Here is an 18,457-nt window from a genome sequence, read left to right on the forward strand (position 1 = left end):
GGATGTTTGAAAGCATTGGGAGCGCATGGCTATGGTTCGCGCGCCAGCGCCCCCATGAAAACCCCCCGCTCCTCTCAAAGCGATGCCACCCAGGTCATTCGGCCCCCGTCGCGGGCCAATGCGCCTCCGGATCCTCTGTTGGGCACGCAGTTGGGGGAGTTCGTCATCCAGGAGCGCATCGGCGCGGGCGGCATGGGGGTGGTGTACCGCGCCGAGCACCCGCTCATTGGCAAGCAGGCTGCCATCAAGATCATGCGCATGGAGCTGGTGTCGCCACAGCACGTGCAACGCCTGCTGGTAGAAGCCCGAGCGGTCAACGCCATCCGGCATCCAGGCATCATCGACATCTTTGGCTTTGGCACGCTTCCAGATGAACGGCCCTACGTCATCATGGAGCTGCTCCGCGGACGGCCGCTCTCGGATTTCGTCCGCGAGAATCGCCGCATGGAACTGGAGAGCGTCATCTGGGTCATGGACCAGATGCTCGCCGCGTTGGGCGCCGCGCACCGTGCCGGTGTGGTGCATCGCGATCTTAAGCCCGCAAACGTCTTCATCGTCGAAGCGCCGGAGGCTCCTGTCAGCGTCAAGCTGGTCGACTTCGGAATCGCGAAGTTGATGGAGTCACGCGACAACCCGCTCACCGCGGATGGCCTGGTCCTCGGCACGCCGGAATTCATGGCACCCGAGCAGATCCGCGGCGGCACCGTGGGGCCGACGACGGACCTCTATGCCGCGGGCGTGATGATGTTCCAGTTGCTCACGGGTACTCGCCCGTTCCAGGGTGAGTCCGTCCAGGTGATGTTCGCGCATCTGGAACAATCGCCACCGATGCCTTCGTCGCGCCTCGCGGGGCTGCCGAAGGAAGTGGATGCGCTGGTGCTCCGGCTGCTCGAGAAGGAGCCTGCGTCACGGCCTCCTTCCGCGGAAGCCGTGCGTGAGCAACTGAAGCGCATCCCTCTGCGCGAGCCTCCCCGTGCGCCATCCTTCACGAAGCCTGAAGTCGCAATCCCAGCGGGTGATGGCCAAACGCCCAGCACGCAGGATGCACTCAAGGCCATCCGACAACCGCCAGGCATTGGATGGGCTTTGATGGGAGCGCTGGTTCTGCTGAGTGGGGGGGCCGGCGTCATCCGGCTCCGCTCCGTTCCGCTCAGGCCTGTTCCAGAAGCAGAGACAGACGCAGTCCTCCACGGAACAGACGCGGGCACCGATGCAGGGTTCGACGCAGGCACCGATGCAGGCGTCGACGCGGGCACCGATGCAGGGTTCGACGCAGGCACCGATGCAGGCGTCGACGCGGGAGCCGATGCAGGTGTCGACGCAGGTCCAGTGGGTCCTCTACCTCCATCTCCCAATAGGGCGCTCCTCCAGCGCATCGACATGCTCAGCAAGAAGCTGCTCCGCAGGAGCAAGGGCGGCCCAGCCAACACAGAGCTGAAGGCGTCCCTGCAAAAGATCAAGGACTCCTCCTATTACGCACGAACAAAAGTCGAGCGCGCGGAGATCAATGACTCACTTGATACCTGGGAAAGGCGCCTCGAACAGCAGTTCCCCCTGCGCTAACCCCGGTCCTCCTCGTCCGCCTCATCCAGCCCCTCCGGCGACTCCAGCAACCGCCGGGCCCGCTCCATCATCTCCACGACGATCTGCCCGGCGGGCTGCACGGTGTCGATGCGCGCCATGCTCGCGCCTCCCGCCGGCAGGCTCATCTCCTCCAGGTCTCCCTGCGTGTCCGGCGTGGGCAGGAAGGAGCTGAACTTCGGCATCACGTACTGCACGTCCAGCACGCCCGGGAACAGCCGCGTCGTCCCGATGGCGTCCGACTCCGTCGTCGGCGGCGCGCTCGACTCGCGCCCCGCCCACTCGCGCACCACGCGGTTTCGGATCACCCGCATGCGCTTGCCCGGCCACTCCGGCCCGAACAACGTCGTCAGCGCCGTGTCTCCCGCGTCCCCATCCACCAGCCGCTCCTTGTAGAGCGGGTGCGCGTACGCCTCCACCGACGCCACCAGCCGCGTGCCCACCCAGACGCCGTCCGCGCCGTGATGCAGCGCGCGCGCCGCGCTGAGTCCGTCCGCGATGCCTCCCGCCGCCAGCACCGGCACCGCGTCCGTCAGCTTCCGGAACTCCTTCAGCAACACCAACGTCGGCGTGCTGCCCAGGTTGCGCCCGCCCGCCTGCCGCCCCTGGGCGATGAGCCCCTGCACCCCGGCGTCCAGCGCCTGCCTTGCCAGCTCCACCGTGCCTGCCTGCACCCAGACCCGCGTCCCCGCGGCCTGCAGCGCTTGAATCCATTCGCGCGGCGGCAACGCCCAGTGGAACACCACCACCGGCACCTTCGCCGCGATGCACGTGTCGATGTGGTCCCGCGTCGTGAAGCCTTGCGGCTCCAGCCGGTCCACGATGAAGTCCACGCCGTAGGGGCGCTGCGTGCCCGCTTGGATGGCCTTCAGCCGCGCCTCCAGCACGCCCGGCGGCTCCGGCGCCGTGCCCAACATTCCCAGGCCGCCCGCTTCCGACACCGCCACCACCAACGGCGGCAGGGACACGAACGCCATGCCCGCTCCGACGAAGGGATAGTGGATGCCCAGCTCGCGCGTCAGCCGCGTCCTCAGCGTGTTGCCCTCCAACACGTAGATGGGCTTCGACTTCGGACGGGCCTCCAGGCCCGCAGCATCGGATTCTCCGTCCGCCAGCGACGCCTCGTCCTCGGAGGAAGCAGAGGGCTGGCCGGGTCGTCCGTCGTTCGCGCCGTTCATCGCGTCTCCCGAAAGGGTGCTGACGTACCGAGCCTTCAAGATTAGCAGCGCCTCCCCCTGATTCAGCCGCGGCCGGGCGGGGCCGTGCTCACTGGCCAGCAGAGCGGCCTCATTCCTCCGGGATGAGGCCGCCGGGCCCCAGCCCCGCGTCCGTCAGCACCCGCCCCCGTCCCAGCCTCCGCGTCAGGGGCCGGTAGCGCTGCGCCACCAGGGTGCTCAACCGGAACGGCAGCTTCCGCTCCCGCTCCACCTTGCGGGCCCGCTCCACCAGCGCCTCGCGCGTCAGCCGCTGCGGGCCTTCCAGCCCCAACAGGATGCGGTTGGTCGTGGTGGGCACCTCGAAGATGGACAGGCCGTGGAAGCTCACCTGGTAGGTGCGCACCATCGCGTCGTAGTGCGGGTTCCCCGCGGACTCCCAGACGTTGCTCGCCACCGCCCCGCCCCGCGTCAGCCGTGAACGCACCGCGCCCAGGAACTCGCGCGTGGCCAGGTGCCCGGGAATCTGATCCGCCCCGTACGCATCCAGGATGATGAGGTCGTAGGGCGGCCCGTCCGCTTCGATGAAGGCCCGCCCGTCCCCCACGTGCGCGCGCAGGAGCGCGTCCTCCTGGAAGCCGCAGTACTCCTTCGCGGCGTCCACCACCGCCGCGTCCAGCTCCACCACGTCGATGTGCGTGTCCGGCAGCACCGCGTGCAGGAACATGGGGATGGAGCCGCCGCCCAATCCGATGGCGAGGATGTTCTCCGGCTGGGGCACGAACGCCAGCGCCACCATCGCCATGCGGGTGTACGGCAACTCCAGACGCAGCGGTTCGCCAGGCCACACCACGCTCTGGCGCGCCCCCCCGTCGCCGAAGCGCAACGAGCGGCGTCCTTCCTCGTCCTCGGTGACGATGACGGGCCCGGAGCCGTCATCGCGCTCGTCCGCCGCCGCCAGGGCCCGGGCTCCCTACTTCGCGTCCGTCACCGGCAGGGGTCCGCTGTCCAACACCCGCTGCGCCGTCACCGCCGGCCCGTACCGCGGCGTCTGGATGGGCGTGCCCTGCGCGTCCTTCCCCTGGCTCAGCGTCATTGCGTCCGCGTCCGGCAGGTAGCCCACGCGCAGGGACACCTCGCGCACGGAGGACAGCTCGCGCGTCTCCTCCGGGCCCGTGGCGTAGGGCAGCGCGGTGCGCAGGGGCAGCGGCACCACCACGCGGCGATTCGCCGTGGCGCCCGGCTCCACGCGGCTGACCGCGGGCACCTCCGGCGCTTCCACCGCCAGGTCTTCCGGCACCGGCAGCAACATCCGCGACAGCACCACCTTGCCGCCGGACAGGTCCACGTAGGCGCGCTCGGGCGCCAGCGTGAGGTGGCCGCTGAAGCCCACGTCCCACAGGCCGTCCGTGAGCAGCACGGCCTTCTGCGTCCGGTTGTGCACCGCGTAGGTGACGGCGAGCGTGTCCGCCTCTCGCGTCACCGACTCCACCTTCAGCTCCACGTCCGCCTGGGCCACGCGCTGTCCTCCTGGATCCGCTGCTGGGGGCGCGGGCCGCTCCGGCGCCCGCGCACAGCCCATGATGATTGCCAGCGCCATGATGGCACCAGCGCGGCGGAAGGTCTTCATCCCCCGAATCCTAGTAGCGCGGGCGGGTCGGCAGGTTCAGATCGTCGCGCAGGACGTTCTCTCCGGGACGTCCGCCCTGCACCACGTCCGGCGTGGACGGGTCCTGGTCCAGGTCGATGGGCAGGCCCACCGCGGAGGTCTCCAGGTTGCGCGTGCCGTCCTTGGAGCCCAGCGCCAGCGTGCCGTTGTTCATGTCCGACGCGTGCACCAGCTCGTGGAACAGGCCCACGACGGGCGGGCGGTTCATCCACTCCTCGCTGCCCAGCGAGATGCGCGTGGTGTTGTAGTTCACCTGCGCGTCCGTGCCCTTGCCCGGCGTGCCGTCCGCGTTCATGAAGCCGTCGTTGAAGTTCGTGCCGCCCGCGCTGTTGCCGCTGGACGTCTCGCGGATGACCGTCTTCTTGCCGCTGTCGTCCAGCGTGCGCAGCAGGTCCTGGCCCGAAGGCAGCGAGCGCATCGCGTCCAGGTCCGACTGCACGCGCGCCTGGAACTCCGCGCTGCCCGTCACGGAGACGGAGGAGCCGCGCTGGTCCGCGTCCGTCATGTCGACGATTTCGCGCTCGCCCTCGGCCGCGTCGGCGGTGGTCTCACCCTCCTCCACGTAGAGCTTGTCCGTGCCCGTGCCGCCACGGACCGTGTCCTTGCCCGCGCCGCCCGCCACCGCGTCGTTGCCCGCGCCGCCGCTCAGCGTGTCGTCGCCGCGCCCGCCGATGACCTGGTCGTCGCCCTCGCCGCCATAGGCCCGGTCGTTGCCCGCGCCCGCGTCGATGTAGTCCCGGCCCTTGCCGCCGGACAGGTAGTCGTTGCCGTCCAGGCCGTACATCACGTCGCGGCCCTCGCCACCCAGGATGCGGTCATCGCCCGCGCCGCCCTCCAGGTAGTCGTCGCCGTCCATGCCCTTCAGCGTGTCCTTGCCCTCGCCACCGATGAGGGTGTCGTTGCCCGCGCCGCCGATGAGCGTGTCATTGCCCGCGCCGCCCGTGAGCTTGTCGTCGCCGTCACCGCCGTCCAGGGTGACGTCCTGCGTGACGCTCGCGTCCACGGTGATGGAGTCGTTGCCGGCGCCGCCGTTGATGATGACGCCCTTGGACTGTTCGGCGGTGAGGTTCACCGTGTCGCTGCCGGACGTGATGGTGAGCCCGCCGTTCTTGTTCTGCGTCACCTTGGCGGTGTTGTTGCCCGCGCCCAGGTCCACCACCGTGCGCCCATCCGCGTTCGTGCTCACCTGCGGCGCGAGCGCCTTCGCCACGCCCTTGCCAATCTTGTCGAGGGCCGAACCGATGCCCGACGCGATGCCGCCCAGGAAGCCGCCGCCGTCCTTGTCCTTCTTCACCGCCGTCTCGGTGGTGCGGACCTCCGACAGCGGAGGACGTGAACCCGCGCGGGGCCCGGAGTCGAAGCCGTCCGACATCCGCTGCGTGACGGCGGCCTTCACCGCGTTGGGCTTCGCGGGCGCGGCGGGCGTCTTCGGCTGCGGGGTGCTGACAGGGGACGTCGTGCGCGAGCCGGGCTTGCCAATCGTGGTCATGTCGCTTCTCCCAGGTGACGGAGACACCTGGCCAGGGGTCCGGGCGACGGGGCGCCAGGGTCGGCCAAACGCCGACATTCCAGATTGTCGTGAACGTTTGCCCCCAGTTGCGTCGCCCGGCCCGGAACGACACGGCGCGGCACGGAAGCCCCTGGAATCGTTGTGTTTCTCAATTCCCGATTCGCGAGATGGCTTCAAGGATTTCGTGTATTACGGCTTCACCGCCCCTGCCCCATTCACGGGGAAACGGGGGGCGGATGACGGGAGGGAGCACCGCATGAAGCTGAAGACGTTGCTGTCCGCCGGGGTGGCGTTGGCCGCCGCGGCGTGGGCCAGTCCAGGAGTGGCGGCCACGGCGAACGGCCCCATCTGTGACCCGGCGGCCTGGGTGAACTCGACGACCTATTACAACTGCACGGGGAGCAGCCACACGGCGCTGGACGTGGGCAACAGCTCCTGCGGCGAGTGGAACCACCGCGGCATGCTGGTGGGCAACTACTACTATTACTACTACGGCGGCTGCGCGGCGGCCTGCAACGGCTCCACCTGCAACGGTGGCGCGGGCAACTACTACGTGGTGTCCGGCGCGAACGGCTGGGACTTCCGCCAGTTGCACTTCTACGCCAACGTCAGCTCCGGCACGAAGACGTGCGACCGCTGCGCGCTGGGGCTCGTGGGCGGCACGGGCAGCGCCACGGGTCCGCACTCGCACTCGGACAACCGGCAGTACGGCACGCGCAAGTCGGCCTGGTACACCAGCGTCGGCACCACGTGCGGCACCAACGCCAACTGCACCAACCGGCTGGGCGTTCCCACGCTGTAGCGAAAGCGTGCGGGTGTCCTCGGGCAGGGGCCGCACGTCCCCTGCCCGGCTTCACGTCTCCGACGTCCGGCGCGCGTGCGCCCGTCCTTCCTCCTCCGCGTGGGCCCCCTTCGACATGACCTCCCGTCCCCTCTTCAAGGTCGCGCTCGCTGGCCTCGTCCTCCTCGTCGCCCTGGGCGTCGTATGGTGGCGGGGTTCGGTTGGGAGCGATGACGCCGGTCCTTCGCTGCCCGTCGCGGCGATTCCTTCCATGCCTGCTGCCTCCGCCGGGAATGGCGCCACCGGGGAGCCTCCGCCCGCCGCGCGCGCTGAACCTCGCGAGGAGATCCCCATGCCCGGGTGCTGGGACGGGCTGGCGGCGTTGGACAGGTCCGCGACGATGGAGTCGCTGCACGCCGCCGTGGCCGCCGCCATCCAGGCGCGCGACACCGCGCTGGTGGCCTATCTCCAGGAGCGCCTGACGGAGCTGGTGGGCAACGACCCGGACCGCGCGCTGCAACTGGTGGCGTGGGCGGTGAACGCCGCGCCGCCGGAGCCTGCCATCTACCTGGAGGCCCTCAAGGCCTCGCCCGCCGTGCGCCATCCGCGCGTCACGGAGAAGCTGGTGTCGGTGGCCGAGGACAAGACGCTGGCCACGCCGGACCGCGCCTCCGCTTTGGACGCGCTGGAGACGCAGCACCGCTTCACTCCGGAGACGCGAGGCCGGCTCAAGGCCATCGCGATGGATGACTCCGCGGACTCCGCCGCGTGGACGGCCACGCGCACGCTGGGCCGGGTGATGAAGGAAGACTATGAGCGCACCGGTACGTATGCGCCGTATTGGAAGGACCTGCTGGACATCGGCACCACGTCGGATGACTCGGCGGTGCGGCTGCTCGCGCTGGAGATGCCGTCGTACTCCGACCCGCTGCTCGACTCGGGCTCCATCGACGCGCTGGCGAAGGTGATGCGCACCGACAAGGAGCGCGACGTGCGCGAGATGGCCGCCTTCCGGCTCGCCGTCACCGAGGACCCGCAGAAGGCCCTGGCCGCGTACCGCGCCGCCTTCGACGGCGAACATGACCTGTGCGTGCGCTGGGCCTTCCTGCGCTTCGCCGTGCGCGCGGCTGGCGCGGACGCACTGCCCCTGGTGGAGGAGTTCGCGCGCAAGGACCCGCGCCTGCGGCAGGACTACCTGGACTTCAAGGCGCTGTACGCGACCGGCACCACGGACTTCGCGCGCATCTGGATGGGCAAGAAGGAACACCACGACTGCGTGGTCGAGGAAGGAGCGCCGCACTGATGGGCTCGCGAACGATGAAGGCCCGAGTGCTCTGGCTGTCGCTCCTGCCAGGACTGGCCCTGGCACAGGGCGCGCCTGTCGCCACTCCCGCCCGGACGGCCTGCACGGTGGAGGGCATGCTGGACGAGGTGCGCGTGGCCATGAAGACGGGCTCGCCCGCCTACCGCAAATACGCGCGGCTGCGTTTGAAAGAGGCCGCCATCGCCATGCCGCCAGAGGCCCTGGGCCGGGCGGTGAGCCAGGAGCGCGACCCCTCCGTGCTGGAGGCCGTGGGCGCGGCGCTGGCCACCAAGGCGAGCAACACACAGAAGCCGGAGCTGCTCCAGCCGCTGCTCTCCCGCGCGAGCCAGGACGCGGACCCCGGCCTGCGCGCGGCGGCGGTGCGCGCGCTCCAGGGCTCGCCGTCGGTGGAGTTCATGGCGAAGAACGGCGACGTCGTCACCTACGAGCAGCTCGTGCGCGACAGCGCGCCGGAGGTGCGCCAGGCGGTGGTGGAGAACCTGGTGACGGAGAGCGCCGGCATCTACTTCGGCCACAACCCGGAGCTGGCGGAAGCCGCGGTGAAGGTCGCCTCGACCACGGACGACCCGGCGCTGGCCACGCGCCTGCTGGGCGAGGTCTCCATGGAGGCCGCGAGCCCGGAGGTGGTGCGCAAGCTCACCCAGCAACTGCGCTCGGAGGACGCGGGCCTGCGCGCGGCGGCGGCGAAGGCGCTGGGTGGTGTGCCGGGCTCCGAGTCCGCGGGCGCGCGCCGTTCGCTCACCTCGCTGTACCGGAGCGACAGCGACCTTGCTGTGCGCAAGTCGGCGCTGGAGGGGCTCGCGCGGCTGGGCCAGTCCGGCGCCCGGCCGCTGCTGGAGTCCCTGCGCGGCGTGGACAAGCGCCTGGATCCAGAAATCGACGCGTGGCTGTCCGCGCTCCAGAAGAACCTCCAGGAGTGGCACCTCATCCTGAGGGAGAAGCAGCGCTTGTCGCCCTGAGTGCGTCCGCTGGGGAACGGCTGTTCCATGGCGGGCATCCTTCAGGCCCGGCCCCGCCGAAAAGGTGGCCGGGCGGCGGGGAGAGCGGCAGGTTGAGGGGGCCATGTCCGACAGCGGTTTCGGCTCGTCCACCCTCGCACTGGCGCTCGTTGGCAGCGCCGTCACCATCCTCTCCACCAGCCTGGGCGCCGTGCCCGCCCTGGCCATGGGCGGCATCTCCCAGCGCACCAAGGACGTGCTGATGGGCTTCAGCGCGGGCGTGATGCTCGCGGCCACGGCCTTCTCGCTCGTCGTGCCCGCCATCCACCTGGCGGAGGAGCGCTCCACGTCGCGATTCGTCCCCGCGCTGGTGGTGGGCGGCAGCATGCTGGTGGGTGGCCTGTTCCTGCACCTGTGCAACCGCTTCATCCCGCACGAGCACTTCATCAAGGGCCAGGAGGGCAACGCGCAGGCGGCGAACCTGAAGCGCATCTGGCTGTTCGTGCTGGCCATCGCGCTGCACAACTTCCCGGAGGGCCTGGCGGTGGGCACCGGCGTGGGCAGCCGCTCCATGACCATCGCCGTGCCCATCCTGGTGGGGATTGGCCTGCAGGACATCCCGGAGGGTTTCGTCGTCGCGCTGGCGCTGATGGGCGTGGCGTACAGCCGCAAGCAGGCGGTGCTGGTGGCGCTCTACACGGGGCTGGTGGAGGGCGTGGCCGCGCTGGTGGGATTCTTCGCCACGTCGTTCGCGTCAGGCGTGCTGCCGTGGGCGCTCGCGTTCGCGGGCGGCTCCATGCTGTACGTCGTCAGCGACGAGATGATCCCCGAAAGCCACCGCCAGGAGTACGCGAAGGAGGCCACCGCCGGGCTGATGGTGGGCTTCGTGCTGATGATGTTCCTGGACGTGACGCTGAGCTGACGCTTTGCGTGCGCGCACCGCGTCTGTGTCCTGCAGGACACCCGGCTGCCCCGCCCCGTGTGGCCCGGACGTGGTAGTTTCAGGTGCATGTCTGTGTCGGATCGAACCCGCGTCGACGGGACCCCCGGGGAGTCGAAGGACAAGGGCGCCCACCTGGACGAGGAGGGGCAGGAGGCCGCGCTCCACGTGACGCTGCCGTATGAGCAGGCCCGCCGTCCGGGGGACCTGCCCACGGTGCGCCGCTTCCGCCTGTCCGTGGTGGAGGGCCCGGGCGCGGGCATGGTGTGGGAGTCCACGGCGGACACCTGCTCGGTGGGCTCGCATCCGCTCAACGACTTCGCGGTGGAGGACTCCACCGTGTCGCGCTTCCACTGCGAGGTGCGCATCGGGCCCAAGGGCCCGCAGGTGAAGGACCTGGACAGCCTCAACGGCGTCATCGTGGACGGCGTGCAGGTGGTCGAGGGCATCCTGCGCAGCGGCAGCCTGCTGCGGCTGGGCCGCGTGGTGCTGCGGTTCGACTTCAGCGCGGAGAGCAACCGGCTGCCCCTGTCGGAGTTGACGCGCTTCGGCACGCTGGTGGGCACATCCGTGGCCATGCGCGGCTGCTTCGCGATGATGGAGCGGGCCTCCGCGCGCGACGTCACGGTGCTGCTGGAGGGAGAGACGGGCACGGGCAAGAGCCAGGCGGCGCTCGCCATCCACCAGGCCAGCCGGCGCAAGGACGCGGCGTTCCTGGTGGTGGACTGCGGCGCCATCCCCGCGCACATCCTGGAGAGCGAGCTATTCGGCCACGAGAAGGGCTCCTTCACCGGCGCGGTGAGCCGGCGCGCGGGCGTCTTCGAGGAGGCCGACGGCGGCACCGTCTTCCTGGACGAGATTGGCGAATTGCCCCCGGAGTTGCAGCCCAAGCTGCTGCGCGTGCTGGAGAACCGGGAGATCCGCCGGGTGGGCAGCAACACGTACCAGCCGGTGGACGTGCGGCTCATCGCGGCCACGCACCGCGACCTGCGCGCGGAGGTGAACGCGGGCCGCTTCCGCTCCGACCTGTTCTTCCGGCTCGCGGTGCTGCGCATCGCCATGCCGTCCCTGCGCCAGCGACCGGAGGACCTGTCCATGCTGGTGTCGGGCATCCTGGCGTCGCTGGGCGCGGACCCGGAGCGCACGGGCGCGCTGCGCACGCCGGAGTTCCTGTCGCGGCTGAGGCACGCGGCGTGGCCGGGCAACGTGCGTGAGTTGCGCAACCACCTGGAGCGCTGCCTGGTGTTCGAGGACGCGCTGCCGCTGGCGGAGGAGGACTCTCGCCCGGAGGGCAGCCCGCTGGAGCTGGACCTGTCGCGGCCGTACGCGGAGCAGCGCCGGCGCGTGGTGGACGACTTCGAGCGGAGATACCTGCGGGCGCTCCTGGAGAAGCACCAGGGCAAGGTGGCCCAGGCCGCCGTCACCGCCGGCATGGACCGCGTGCACTTCTACCGGCTGCTGCGCAGGCACGGCATCAAGCCGTAGGCGGCTTCAGCTCCGGGAAGACAGCCGCCAGCGCTCGGGGGCATCCGGCACGGGACTGACGACGAAGTCCGCCTCCAGTCCCCGCAGCGCCGGGCCGGTGACGATGGGCGTGGCCGCTGCTCCGTCATCCCGCACCCAGCCGGGCAGGTGGAGCAGGCCCCCTTCCCCGCCCGCGGCGTCCCAGGCGGAGGCAGTGGCCTCCGTCCAGCCGTGAGCCTCTTCCCGCGACGTCAGCCGGTCCACGTGCACGGTGACGTGCAGGCGCGCGGTGGAGGTGCCCTTCCCCGTCAGGGCGAGCCCCACGTCCAGCACGCGCGCCCGCAGCTCCCGTTCACGGCGCACGTCGTCCGGGAGGCTGGCCACGGCGAGCAGACACGCACCGCCCATCACCCGCACCTCCATGCCGGCCTCGCGCGCCAGGGTGCTCGCGCGCTCCAGGCCCGCGTCCAGGTCCTCCATCGCCGCGGGGTCCGGTTCTCCCGTCAGCCGGGCCTCCACGTACAGCCCCACCGCGCGGGGGACGGCCACCGGTGCCGCGCCTCCCAGCACCGCGCCCCGCAGGTCCTCCAGGAGCGCATCCACGTCCGGGTGGCGCTCCTCGCGCGCCTTGCGCAGACATCGCAGCACCACCTCGTCCAGCGCGGCGGACACCGGCGCGTGCTCTCCGGGACGTGGCGGCGGCGCGTGCAGGTGTTGCTGCTCCACCTCGTGGCGCGTGGTGCCCTGGAAGGGCGGCATGCCCGTGAGCAGTTGGAAGAGCAGCACGCCCGCGGCGTACAGGTCCGTGCGCGCGTCCGGCACCTCGCCGCGGATCTGCTCCGGCGCCATGGACAGCGGCGTGCCCAGCACCACACCGGTATGCGTGAGCGACGAGCTGCCCGGCGCGCCCGGCACCAGCCCCTTCGCCACGCCGAAGTCCACCAGCTTCACGGCGGGACCGCCGCGTCCCGGGGCCAGCCGCACCACGTTCTGCACCTTCAGGTCGCGGTGCACCACGCCCGCCGCGTGCGCCACCCGCAGCGCCGCGCCCACCTGCTCCATCACCTCCAGCACCTCGCGCGGGGACAGGGGCCCGCGCGCGGCCAGCTCCGCCGCCAGGTCCTGCCCCTCCAGCCACTCCATGGCGATGAACGGCCGTCCGTCCGACAGCTCGCCGTACCCCAGCACCGTGACGATGTGCGGATGGCGCAGCCGCTGCAGCGTGGCGGCCTCACGCCGGAAGCGCCGCAGCGCCACCGCCGCCGCGGCCACCTGCGGGTGCAGCACCTTCAGCGCCGCGGGCACGCCGGACTGCGCGTGCCGCGCCCGGTACAGCGCGGACACGGGGCCGTGGACCTGGACGCGGTCCACGACCCACTCGCCCACGAGCGCGCCGGGCCGAAGCTCCTCGCCGTAGAGGGCCTCCTCGCCATTCATGGGCTAGCGCTTGCCCTGGCCCCGTGAGGTCTCCAGGGGCGGAGGAGGCTCCGTCCAGCGCTTGCACAGCTCGCGGTGCTGCTCATCCACCAGGTCGCACGCGCCGTTGAGGTAGACGGTGACGGGCTCCTCCCAGGGCTGGTTGGACGTGTCCCTGCAGGACTCGAAGTCGCCGTCGCCCGCCAGCAACGGGCCATCCTGCGTCTCACACTGATGGGGGACCTTCGGGTCGGGGTCCCAGCACGGACCCGTCACGGTGGCCGCGCAGTCCTCCTGCGTGCCCGGCAGCGCGCACACGCGGTAGGTCGCGTACGCCCGGCCGTACACCCAACCCGGGTCGTAGCAGGAGTAGAGGTCCTTGAAGATGGGCTTCGACTGGCGGCCCTTCGGACGGTTGATGGTGTAGCGGTCCTTCTCCCCCTTCACCAACGTCACCGTCACGTCGATGTCGTCGCGCAGCGCGTCCCTGCCGAAGAGGTTGCCGTAGAAGGCGCCCTCGCGGACCCGGTACACGGCGCGCTCGGAGAGCGGAGCCTGCACTCCGGCCGAGACGCCCACGGTCGCCGTGCCCTCCGCGTCGCTGTCCCAGGGCGCGGTCATCACCGTGAAGTACCCACCCGACACGGGGCAGGTGAAGGTCATGGAGGGGTCCGTAGCCGTGGAGGACGAGGGGTCCGTGGACCCCGGCGAACATCCCTGGCTGGAGGCCACGTGCCGCGCGTCCGTCTTGTCGCAGCCGGCGATGCCCCGGCACACGCGCAGCACCATGCGCGTTTCGGAGCTGGAGCCCAGCGGCGTCCCAGACGGGCAGACCGCCGGGCCGCCCGCGCCCACGGAGATGGTCTGGCCCGCCGGGCACCACCCCACCGAGTGCATCTTCCAGCCGCAGTTCCGCTCCGCTCCCATCGTCTGCTCGTCGCACGGCACGGCGCTGTTCACGGACGCGGTCGTGGACGGTACGTGCTCAATCGGCGCCGTCCACGCGTCCAGTGAGAACGGCTGCGCGATGGAGAGGACGGGCTCGTGGATCTCCCCTCGCATGGACAACTCCACGCGGTAGCCCAGGCCGTTGTTGCGCGACAGCAGGCACGCCGTCACGCGCTTGAGGCACGCGTCGCCCGGTGCTTGCGTGCGCCACCACGGACAGAGGCCCGCGGAGCCGGCCCATTCACTGCGCTGAGAGCCGGAGGGTTGGAAGGGGTTGAGGTATTCGAGCGTCTCCCCCTCGTCCAACGCACAGCTCACCAGGTACGCCATGAAGCGCTGCGCGTAGGGGTCGCGGAGCTGGTTGTTGACGAGCGCGGTGCCCATGCCGGGGCTCATCACGTCGGGGTCGAAGAGAGACTCCAGCGAGCTCGTGGACAGGGCCGCGTTGGCGTCGTGGTTCGCGGCGATGGCGTTGAGCACCAGCTCCCGCGTCGTGAGCGAGTTGGCGATGCGGATGTCCGCCTTGCTCGTACCGAGCGCTACGTCGGCATCGGCGCTGACAAGGGTGTCTTCCGGGAGCGCGGGCTCGCAGCCGGTCAGCGCCAGCAACAGGAAACACCAGGGGACTCGGAGGACGGAGGAGGCCATCGCGCGAACACTCCTTGAGTAGGATTCGGAAACGGGAGGGAAGGAAACCCCAGGCGCGGCCTTCTTGTCTCCCTGTAGCGCGAAAGGTTACGTGAGCGGCACCGTGTAACGATTCCCGTTACAGCGCTGGGGGTGCGAGCGCGGCGCGCAATGCGTGGAAACGCGTAGACCACAGCGGCGCTTCCGCCACGGCGGGGCCGGCGCGTTCGAGCCACGCGAAGGCTTCTTCCATGGCACCCGTGCGGCGCGCGATGGCGGTGGCCTGCAGGAGGATCTCCGCCTTCTCATCCGGTGAGGCCAGCGCGTCCGCTTCGGTGTGGAGCGCGGCCCAATCCGTCGCGCGGAAGGCGCCGGTGCTCTGTTGATGGACCTGGAGCTCCACCAGCCGCCGCATGATGGCGGTGGGCGGCAGGGATTCCGGCGGACAGCGCTCCGAAATCCAGGCGAGCTGGCGGGCCGCCGCTGCCTCGTCTCCCGCGGCGGCCTGGATGCGGGCGAGGAGCAGCGCGTCCACCGGCACGGGGTGTTCACGGAAGAAGCGCACGCCCAACTCATGCGCGCGCTGCGCGAGGGGGAGCGCTTCGTCCAGGCGGCCCTGCATGTAGAGGACCTCCGCCAGGTTGAAGGTGGACCAGCGCTCCATCTGCGCGTGGGCCAGCTCGCGGCCCAGCACCATGGCGCGGCGCAGGTCCGCTTCCATGCGGGACACGTCGCCCTGACGAAGCCACAGCAGGACGCGGTTGCTCAGCACGGCGGCCTTGTGCAGTCCGTCGCCCGCGGCCTCGCAGCGCTCCAGGGCTTCGTCGAAGCGTTCAGCGGCTTCCGGCGCGCGGTCCAGGAAGGTGAGCGCGGCGCCCAGCAGGGCCAGCGACACGACCAGCGTCTCGTGGTCCCGGGCGCGCTCGGAGCCTTCGGCCGTGGAGGTGAGCACGCGGGCCGCGGCGGCCCACTCGCCCTGACGGACGTGCAGACGGCCCCGGGCCAGGCCACAGCGAAGGGACAGGCGCGGCGCGTCCAGGGGCTCGATGGCGTCAAGTGCTTCGCGCGTGCAGGCGGCGGAGCCATCCGAGTCCTCCATCCAGTCGCGCGCGGTGGCTTCCTCCAGCAGCAGGTCCACTTCGAGCGCGGCGTCGCCTCGGGTGCGGGCCAGGGCGCGCGCGGCGGACAGGTCCGCGAGGCTCTCCCGGAAGCGCTGGAGGCGGTGACGGACCTTGCCTCGTCCCGCGAGCGCCTGGGCCCGGCGCGCGTCATCGGATTCCGGAAGGAGCGCGAGCGCGCGCGTGTAGTGCTGCTCCGCTTCCACGGGCAGGTGACCGGAGCGGGCCTCCTCCGCCAGCGACAGGTAGTCGCGCGAGGCTTCCTGGTGGGCGCCGCAGACGGCAGCGTGGTGCGCACGGCGGCGGCGTTCGGCCACGTCGTCGCCCACGCTGGCCTTGAGCGCGGCGGCGTGCAGTGCGCGGCGGGGCGCGGGAGGCAGCAGGGCCTCCAGGGCCTCGCGCAGGAGCGGGTGGCGGAAGGCGAAGCGGCCCGGGCTGGTGGGACGCAGGAGGCCCGCGCGGGTCAGTCGCTGCAGGCCCGCGCCCGCGTCCAGCGCGGCGGCGCGCGACAGCTCCGGTCCCACGGTCAGGTGGCGCAGGGCCGCGTCCACGCGTGCGACGTCCACCTCCGTTCCGAGCACCGCGCACAGCCGCGCGAGCACACGGTGGGCCTCCGGAAGGCCCGCGAGCACGCGTGGGGCCAGCCGTTCGAACAGCGGCGTGACGGAGACGTCCAGCAGCGCGTCCGGCGCGACATACCATCCGCCACCCGGCGCTGAACGCAGGGCCCCGGCGGCCCGGAGCGCGCGGGCCAGTTCGACGAGGGACAGGGGCACGCCCTGCGCCAGTTGTTCCAGGCGCGCGAGCACGGGTTCGGGGATGTGCTCCGCCGGACGCAGCAGGTGGACGAGCACCGCACGGCTGGCTTCCGGAGGCAGGGGCGGCAGCGTGTGGCGTGAGACGTGGGCGCTGCGCTCGCCCAGGTGGGGACGCAGGCCCAGCAGCGAAGGACGTCCGGCGACGCAGATCCAAAGGGACGCCCGCGGTCCCTCGAGCGTGGCGCGCTCGAGCACATCCAGGCTCAGGGGATCCGCGAGGTGGGCATCGTCCAGCAGCAGCACGAGCGGGGCTTCACGGGCCTGGGCGACGAGGGCCTCGGCCAGGATGCGGGGCTCCGCGGACGGACGGCCCACGACGGCGCGCAGCGAATCCAGCAGGGCGTTGGACAGCGACGCATCCGGAGGCGGAGCGCGCAGGCGGACGACCCGGGCGTGGCCCGTGGACTCCAACTGGAGCGCGAGCGCCTTGAGCAACCGTGACTTGCCATGCCCCACCTCGCCGGTGAGCACGCCCAGGCCCGGTGCCGAGGACGACAGGCTCCGCGCCGCGTCCGCGACCAGGGCATCCAGCAGCGCGTCGCGGCCCACGAACGGAGGAGGCTCACCATCAGCGCGAGCTCCGTCCTCGTCATGGAGGCGCAGACGGAAGACCGCTCCGTTCTCGCGCTCGGCGTCCACGGGCCCTGGTGACGCCGCACGCGCACTCTCCGCGGCCGATTGAGGCACGGTGACTTCATGTATCCCGGCTGTCTGTATCGAGGCGCGTTCGCCACCTGCGGCCGCTTGGGAATGCGTGGACTCGCGGCTTACGGGCTCGGCGTCACTGTCGTCCTGCCGGGTGACGGGCTCGATCCACCCGGGCTCCAGCCTCGCGACCGCCTCCGGTGTCACCCGCACTTCGCCCTGCGCGAGTGCCCTTCCCCACCACGTCTCCGGCCGCTCCAGCGCGGCACCCGCGATGCGCGGCAACGTGGTGCCGGGATGCACGTACAGCACCGCGACGTGCAGGACCGCGGAGGCCTCTCCGGACTCCACCAACCGCCGTGCCGCGAGCGCACCCGCGCGCACGTTCGCCTCCGCGGACAACGACTCGCAGAAGACGAGCAGGTAGCCGCCCGCCGAGACCCGCGCCAGCACTCCACCGAACGGCTCCAGCGTGGCCGCCAGTCCTTCCACCGACGCGGCCGTGCGCAGCCCCAGCACCGCCACCGGACGCGCGCCCGCGAAGGTCACCAGCGCCTGCGCCGACCGCGCATCCCTCGCCCCGACGACACCTGGCAGCGAAGGCCCTTCCGCGCACGCGGCCTCGAACGCGGCCAGCAACTCCTCCGCGCTCGCGTACCGTTCCGCCGGCTCCTTGGCCAGACACCGCGCCACCACCGCGTCCAGCGCCCCCGGAACCTGCGCCCGCTCCGACACGCGCGGCGGACGCTGGCTCACGTGGCCTTCGCGCACCTCGTCCGGAGTGCCGTGGAACGGCGGCGTCCCCGTGATCAGTTCGAAGAGCAGGACGCCCAACGCGTAGATGTCCGCGGCCGGGCCCGCTTCGCGCGCGTCCAGGCACTGCTCCGGCGCCATGTAGACCGTCGTGCCCGCGCGGTTGCCCGCCTCCTCCGCCGGCCCCGCGTCCATCCATCGCGCGAGCCCGAAGTCCAGCAGGCTCAGCGCGCCACCTTCGCGCAGGAAGATGTTCTCCGGCTTGAGGTCCCGGTGCGCGATCCCCACCGCATGCACGCGCCCCACCGCAAGGCACAGCCCCGTCAGCAGCTCCCGCACCCGCGCCACGGACGCCGCGCCCGTCCCCGGCAGCGCCGCCATCCACGCCGCGAGCGTCTGCCCTCGCAACAACTCCTGCACCAGGAAGGGCCTGCCCCCCACCCGCCCCTCTTCCAGCACTTCAGGGACCGTGGGCGGCCCGACACGCCGGAGCGCCTCCGCCTCGTGGGCGAAGCGCGCATGGTGCGGCCCCAACCCCACCTTGAGCGCCACCTCGCGGCCGTCCGACTCGCGCACCGCGGTGAAGACGTGGGCGAAGCCCCCCACTCCCAACAGGGCGGCACCGGACAGGCCGGGGACGTCAGGAATCGCCAGCGGCTCCAGGGGGAGACCGGACCCGGCGGCGACGCCATTCACGGGACACGCCGCGCCCGGAGCGAGGCGGCGGTGGCAGACCGGACAGCGCATGCGGATGCCCGAAGGCTACCAGAG

13 protein-coding genes are annotated in these 18,457 nt (G+C 71.3%); 6 read left to right on the plus strand and 7 right to left on the minus strand.

Annotation, left to right across the window (positions count from 1 at the left end; genetic code table 11):
* Window positions 1–138 precede the first annotated feature (138 nt).
* Window positions 139–1,563 (plus strand): serine/threonine-protein kinase, encoded by a 1,425-nt coding sequence (locus D7X99_RS07300; protein ID WP_158626945.1) that lies wholly within the window; start codon window positions 139–141, stop codon window positions 1,561–1,563.
* On the opposite strand, the gene D7X99_RS07305 is transcribed toward D7X99_RS07300, so the two are convergent.
* The 4 genes from D7X99_RS07305 to D7X99_RS07320 form a co-directional block, all read right to left on the minus strand.
* Window positions 1,560–2,798 (minus strand): nitronate monooxygenase family protein, encoded by a 1,239-nt coding sequence (locus D7X99_RS07305; RefSeq protein ID WP_233613158.1) that lies wholly within the window; start codon window positions 2,796–2,798, stop codon window positions 1,560–1,562. The two genes, D7X99_RS07300 and D7X99_RS07305, sit on opposite strands and share 4 nt — an antisense overlap.
* Before the next feature lie 70 nt (window positions 2,799–2,868).
* Window positions 2,869–3,621 (minus strand): spermidine synthase, encoded by a 753-nt coding sequence (locus tag D7X99_RS07310; protein WP_233613160.1) that lies wholly within the window; start codon window positions 3,619–3,621, stop codon window positions 2,869–2,871.
* Window positions 3,622–3,708: 87 nt separating this feature from the next.
* Window positions 3,709–4,365 carry a hypothetical protein gene (locus tag D7X99_RS07315; RefSeq protein ID WP_121777118.1) on the minus strand — a complete coding sequence of 219 codons (657 nt, stop codon included), beginning with the start codon at window positions 4,363–4,365 and terminating at the stop codon, window positions 3,709–3,711.
* Window positions 4,366–4,375: 10 nt separating this feature from the next.
* The gene (locus D7X99_RS07320) at window positions 4,376–5,893 is read right to left on the minus strand and encodes a M91 family zinc metallopeptidase (protein WP_121777119.1); all 1,518 of its coding nucleotides are present in this window, start codon (window positions 5,891–5,893) and stop codon (window positions 4,376–4,378) included.
* Window positions 5,894–6,170: 277 nt separating this feature from the next.
* On the opposite strand from D7X99_RS07320, the gene D7X99_RS07325 reads away from it, so the two are divergent.
* The 5 genes from D7X99_RS07325 (at window position 6,171) to D7X99_RS07345 (ending at window position 11,382) form a co-directional block, all read left to right on the plus strand.
* The gene (locus D7X99_RS07325) at window positions 6,171–6,716 is read left to right on the plus strand and encodes a peptidase M23 (protein ID WP_121777120.1); all 546 of its coding nucleotides are present in this window, start codon (window positions 6,171–6,173) and stop codon (window positions 6,714–6,716) included.
* Window positions 6,717–6,831: 115 nt separating this feature from the next.
* Window positions 6,832–7,998, plus strand: a complete 1,167-nt coding sequence (locus D7X99_RS07330; RefSeq protein ID WP_121777121.1) for a HEAT repeat domain-containing protein — start codon at window positions 6,832–6,834, stop codon at window positions 7,996–7,998.
* Window positions 7,998–8,978: a HEAT repeat domain-containing protein gene (locus tag D7X99_RS07335; RefSeq protein ID WP_121777122.1), complete on the plus strand. Its 981-nt coding sequence runs from the start codon at window positions 7,998–8,000 to the stop codon at window positions 8,976–8,978. Before D7X99_RS07330 ends, D7X99_RS07335 begins: the two co-directional genes overlap by 1 nt.
* 103 nt (window positions 8,979–9,081) lie before the next feature.
* The gene (locus D7X99_RS07340) at window positions 9,082–9,879 is read left to right on the plus strand and encodes a ZIP family metal transporter (protein ID WP_121777123.1); all 798 of its coding nucleotides are present in this window, start codon (window positions 9,082–9,084) and stop codon (window positions 9,877–9,879) included.
* A 153-nt stretch (window positions 9,880–10,032) separates the two neighbouring features.
* Entirely contained in the window at window positions 10,033–11,382 is a 1,350-nt protein-coding gene (locus D7X99_RS07345) for a sigma 54-interacting transcriptional regulator (protein WP_120580079.1), read from the plus strand.
* Window positions 11,383–11,388: 6 nt separating this feature from the next.
* Here D7X99_RS07345 and D7X99_RS07350 read toward each other — a convergent pair whose 3' ends face one another.
* The 3 genes from D7X99_RS07350 to D7X99_RS07360 all read right to left on the minus strand — a co-directional run bounded on the left by D7X99_RS07350 (window position 11,389) and on the right by D7X99_RS07360 (window position 18,433).
* Window positions 11,389–12,798 carry a serine/threonine-protein kinase gene (locus D7X99_RS07350; RefSeq protein ID WP_121777124.1) on the minus strand — a complete coding sequence of 470 codons (1,410 nt, stop codon included), beginning with the start codon at window positions 12,796–12,798 and terminating at the stop codon, window positions 11,389–11,391.
* A gap of 3 nt (window positions 12,799–12,801) precedes the next feature.
* Window positions 12,802–14,373: a hypothetical protein gene (locus D7X99_RS07355; protein ID WP_121777125.1), complete on the minus strand. Its 1,572-nt coding sequence runs from the start codon at window positions 14,371–14,373 to the stop codon at window positions 12,802–12,804.
* Window positions 14,374–14,491: 118 nt separating this feature from the next.
* Window positions 14,492–18,433, minus strand: coding sequence for a serine/threonine-protein kinase PknK (locus D7X99_RS07360; protein ID WP_121777126.1), 3,942 nt, complete (start codon window positions 18,431–18,433; stop codon window positions 14,492–14,494).
* Window positions 18,434–18,457: the final 24 nt, after the last annotated feature.

Origin of the sequence: Corallococcus sp. AB032C (assembly GCF_003668935.1) — a bacterium.
In the GTDB taxonomy this organism is placed as follows: Bacteria; Myxococcota; Myxococcia; order Myxococcales; family Myxococcaceae; genus Corallococcus; species Corallococcus exiguus.

Excerpts from the sequence above, each read along its gene's own strand:
- D7X99_RS07315 (WP_121777118.1), bottom strand. The coding sequence starts at position 4,365 with ATGAAGACCTTCCGCCGCGCTGGTGCCATCATGGCGCTGGCAATCATC.
- D7X99_RS07320 (WP_121777119.1), bottom strand. The coding sequence starts at position 5,893 with ATGACCACGATTGGCAAGCCCGGCTCGCGCACGACGTCCCCTGTCAGC.
- D7X99_RS07325 (WP_121777120.1), top strand. The coding sequence starts at position 6,171 with ATGAAGCTGAAGACGTTGCTGTCCGCCGGGGTGGCGTTGGCCGCCGCG.
- D7X99_RS07330 (WP_121777121.1), top strand. The coding sequence starts at position 6,832 with ATGACCTCCCGTCCCCTCTTCAAGGTCGCGCTCGCTGGCCTCGTCCTC.
- D7X99_RS07335 (WP_121777122.1), top strand. The coding sequence starts at position 7,998 with ATGGGCTCGCGAACGATGAAGGCCCGAGTGCTCTGGCTGTCGCTCCTG.
- D7X99_RS07340 (WP_121777123.1), top strand. The coding sequence starts at position 9,082 with ATGTCCGACAGCGGTTTCGGCTCGTCCACCCTCGCACTGGCGCTCGTT.
- D7X99_RS07350 (WP_121777124.1), bottom strand. The coding sequence starts at position 12,798 with ATGAATGGCGAGGAGGCCCTCTACGGCGAGGAGCTTCGGCCCGGCGCG.
- D7X99_RS07355 (WP_121777125.1), bottom strand. The coding sequence starts at position 14,373 with ATGGCCTCCTCCGTCCTCCGAGTCCCCTGGTGTTTCCTGTTGCTGGCG.
- D7X99_RS07360 (WP_121777126.1), bottom strand. The coding sequence starts at position 18,433 with ATGCGCTGTCCGGTCTGCCACCGCCGCCTCGCTCCGGGCGCGGCGTGT.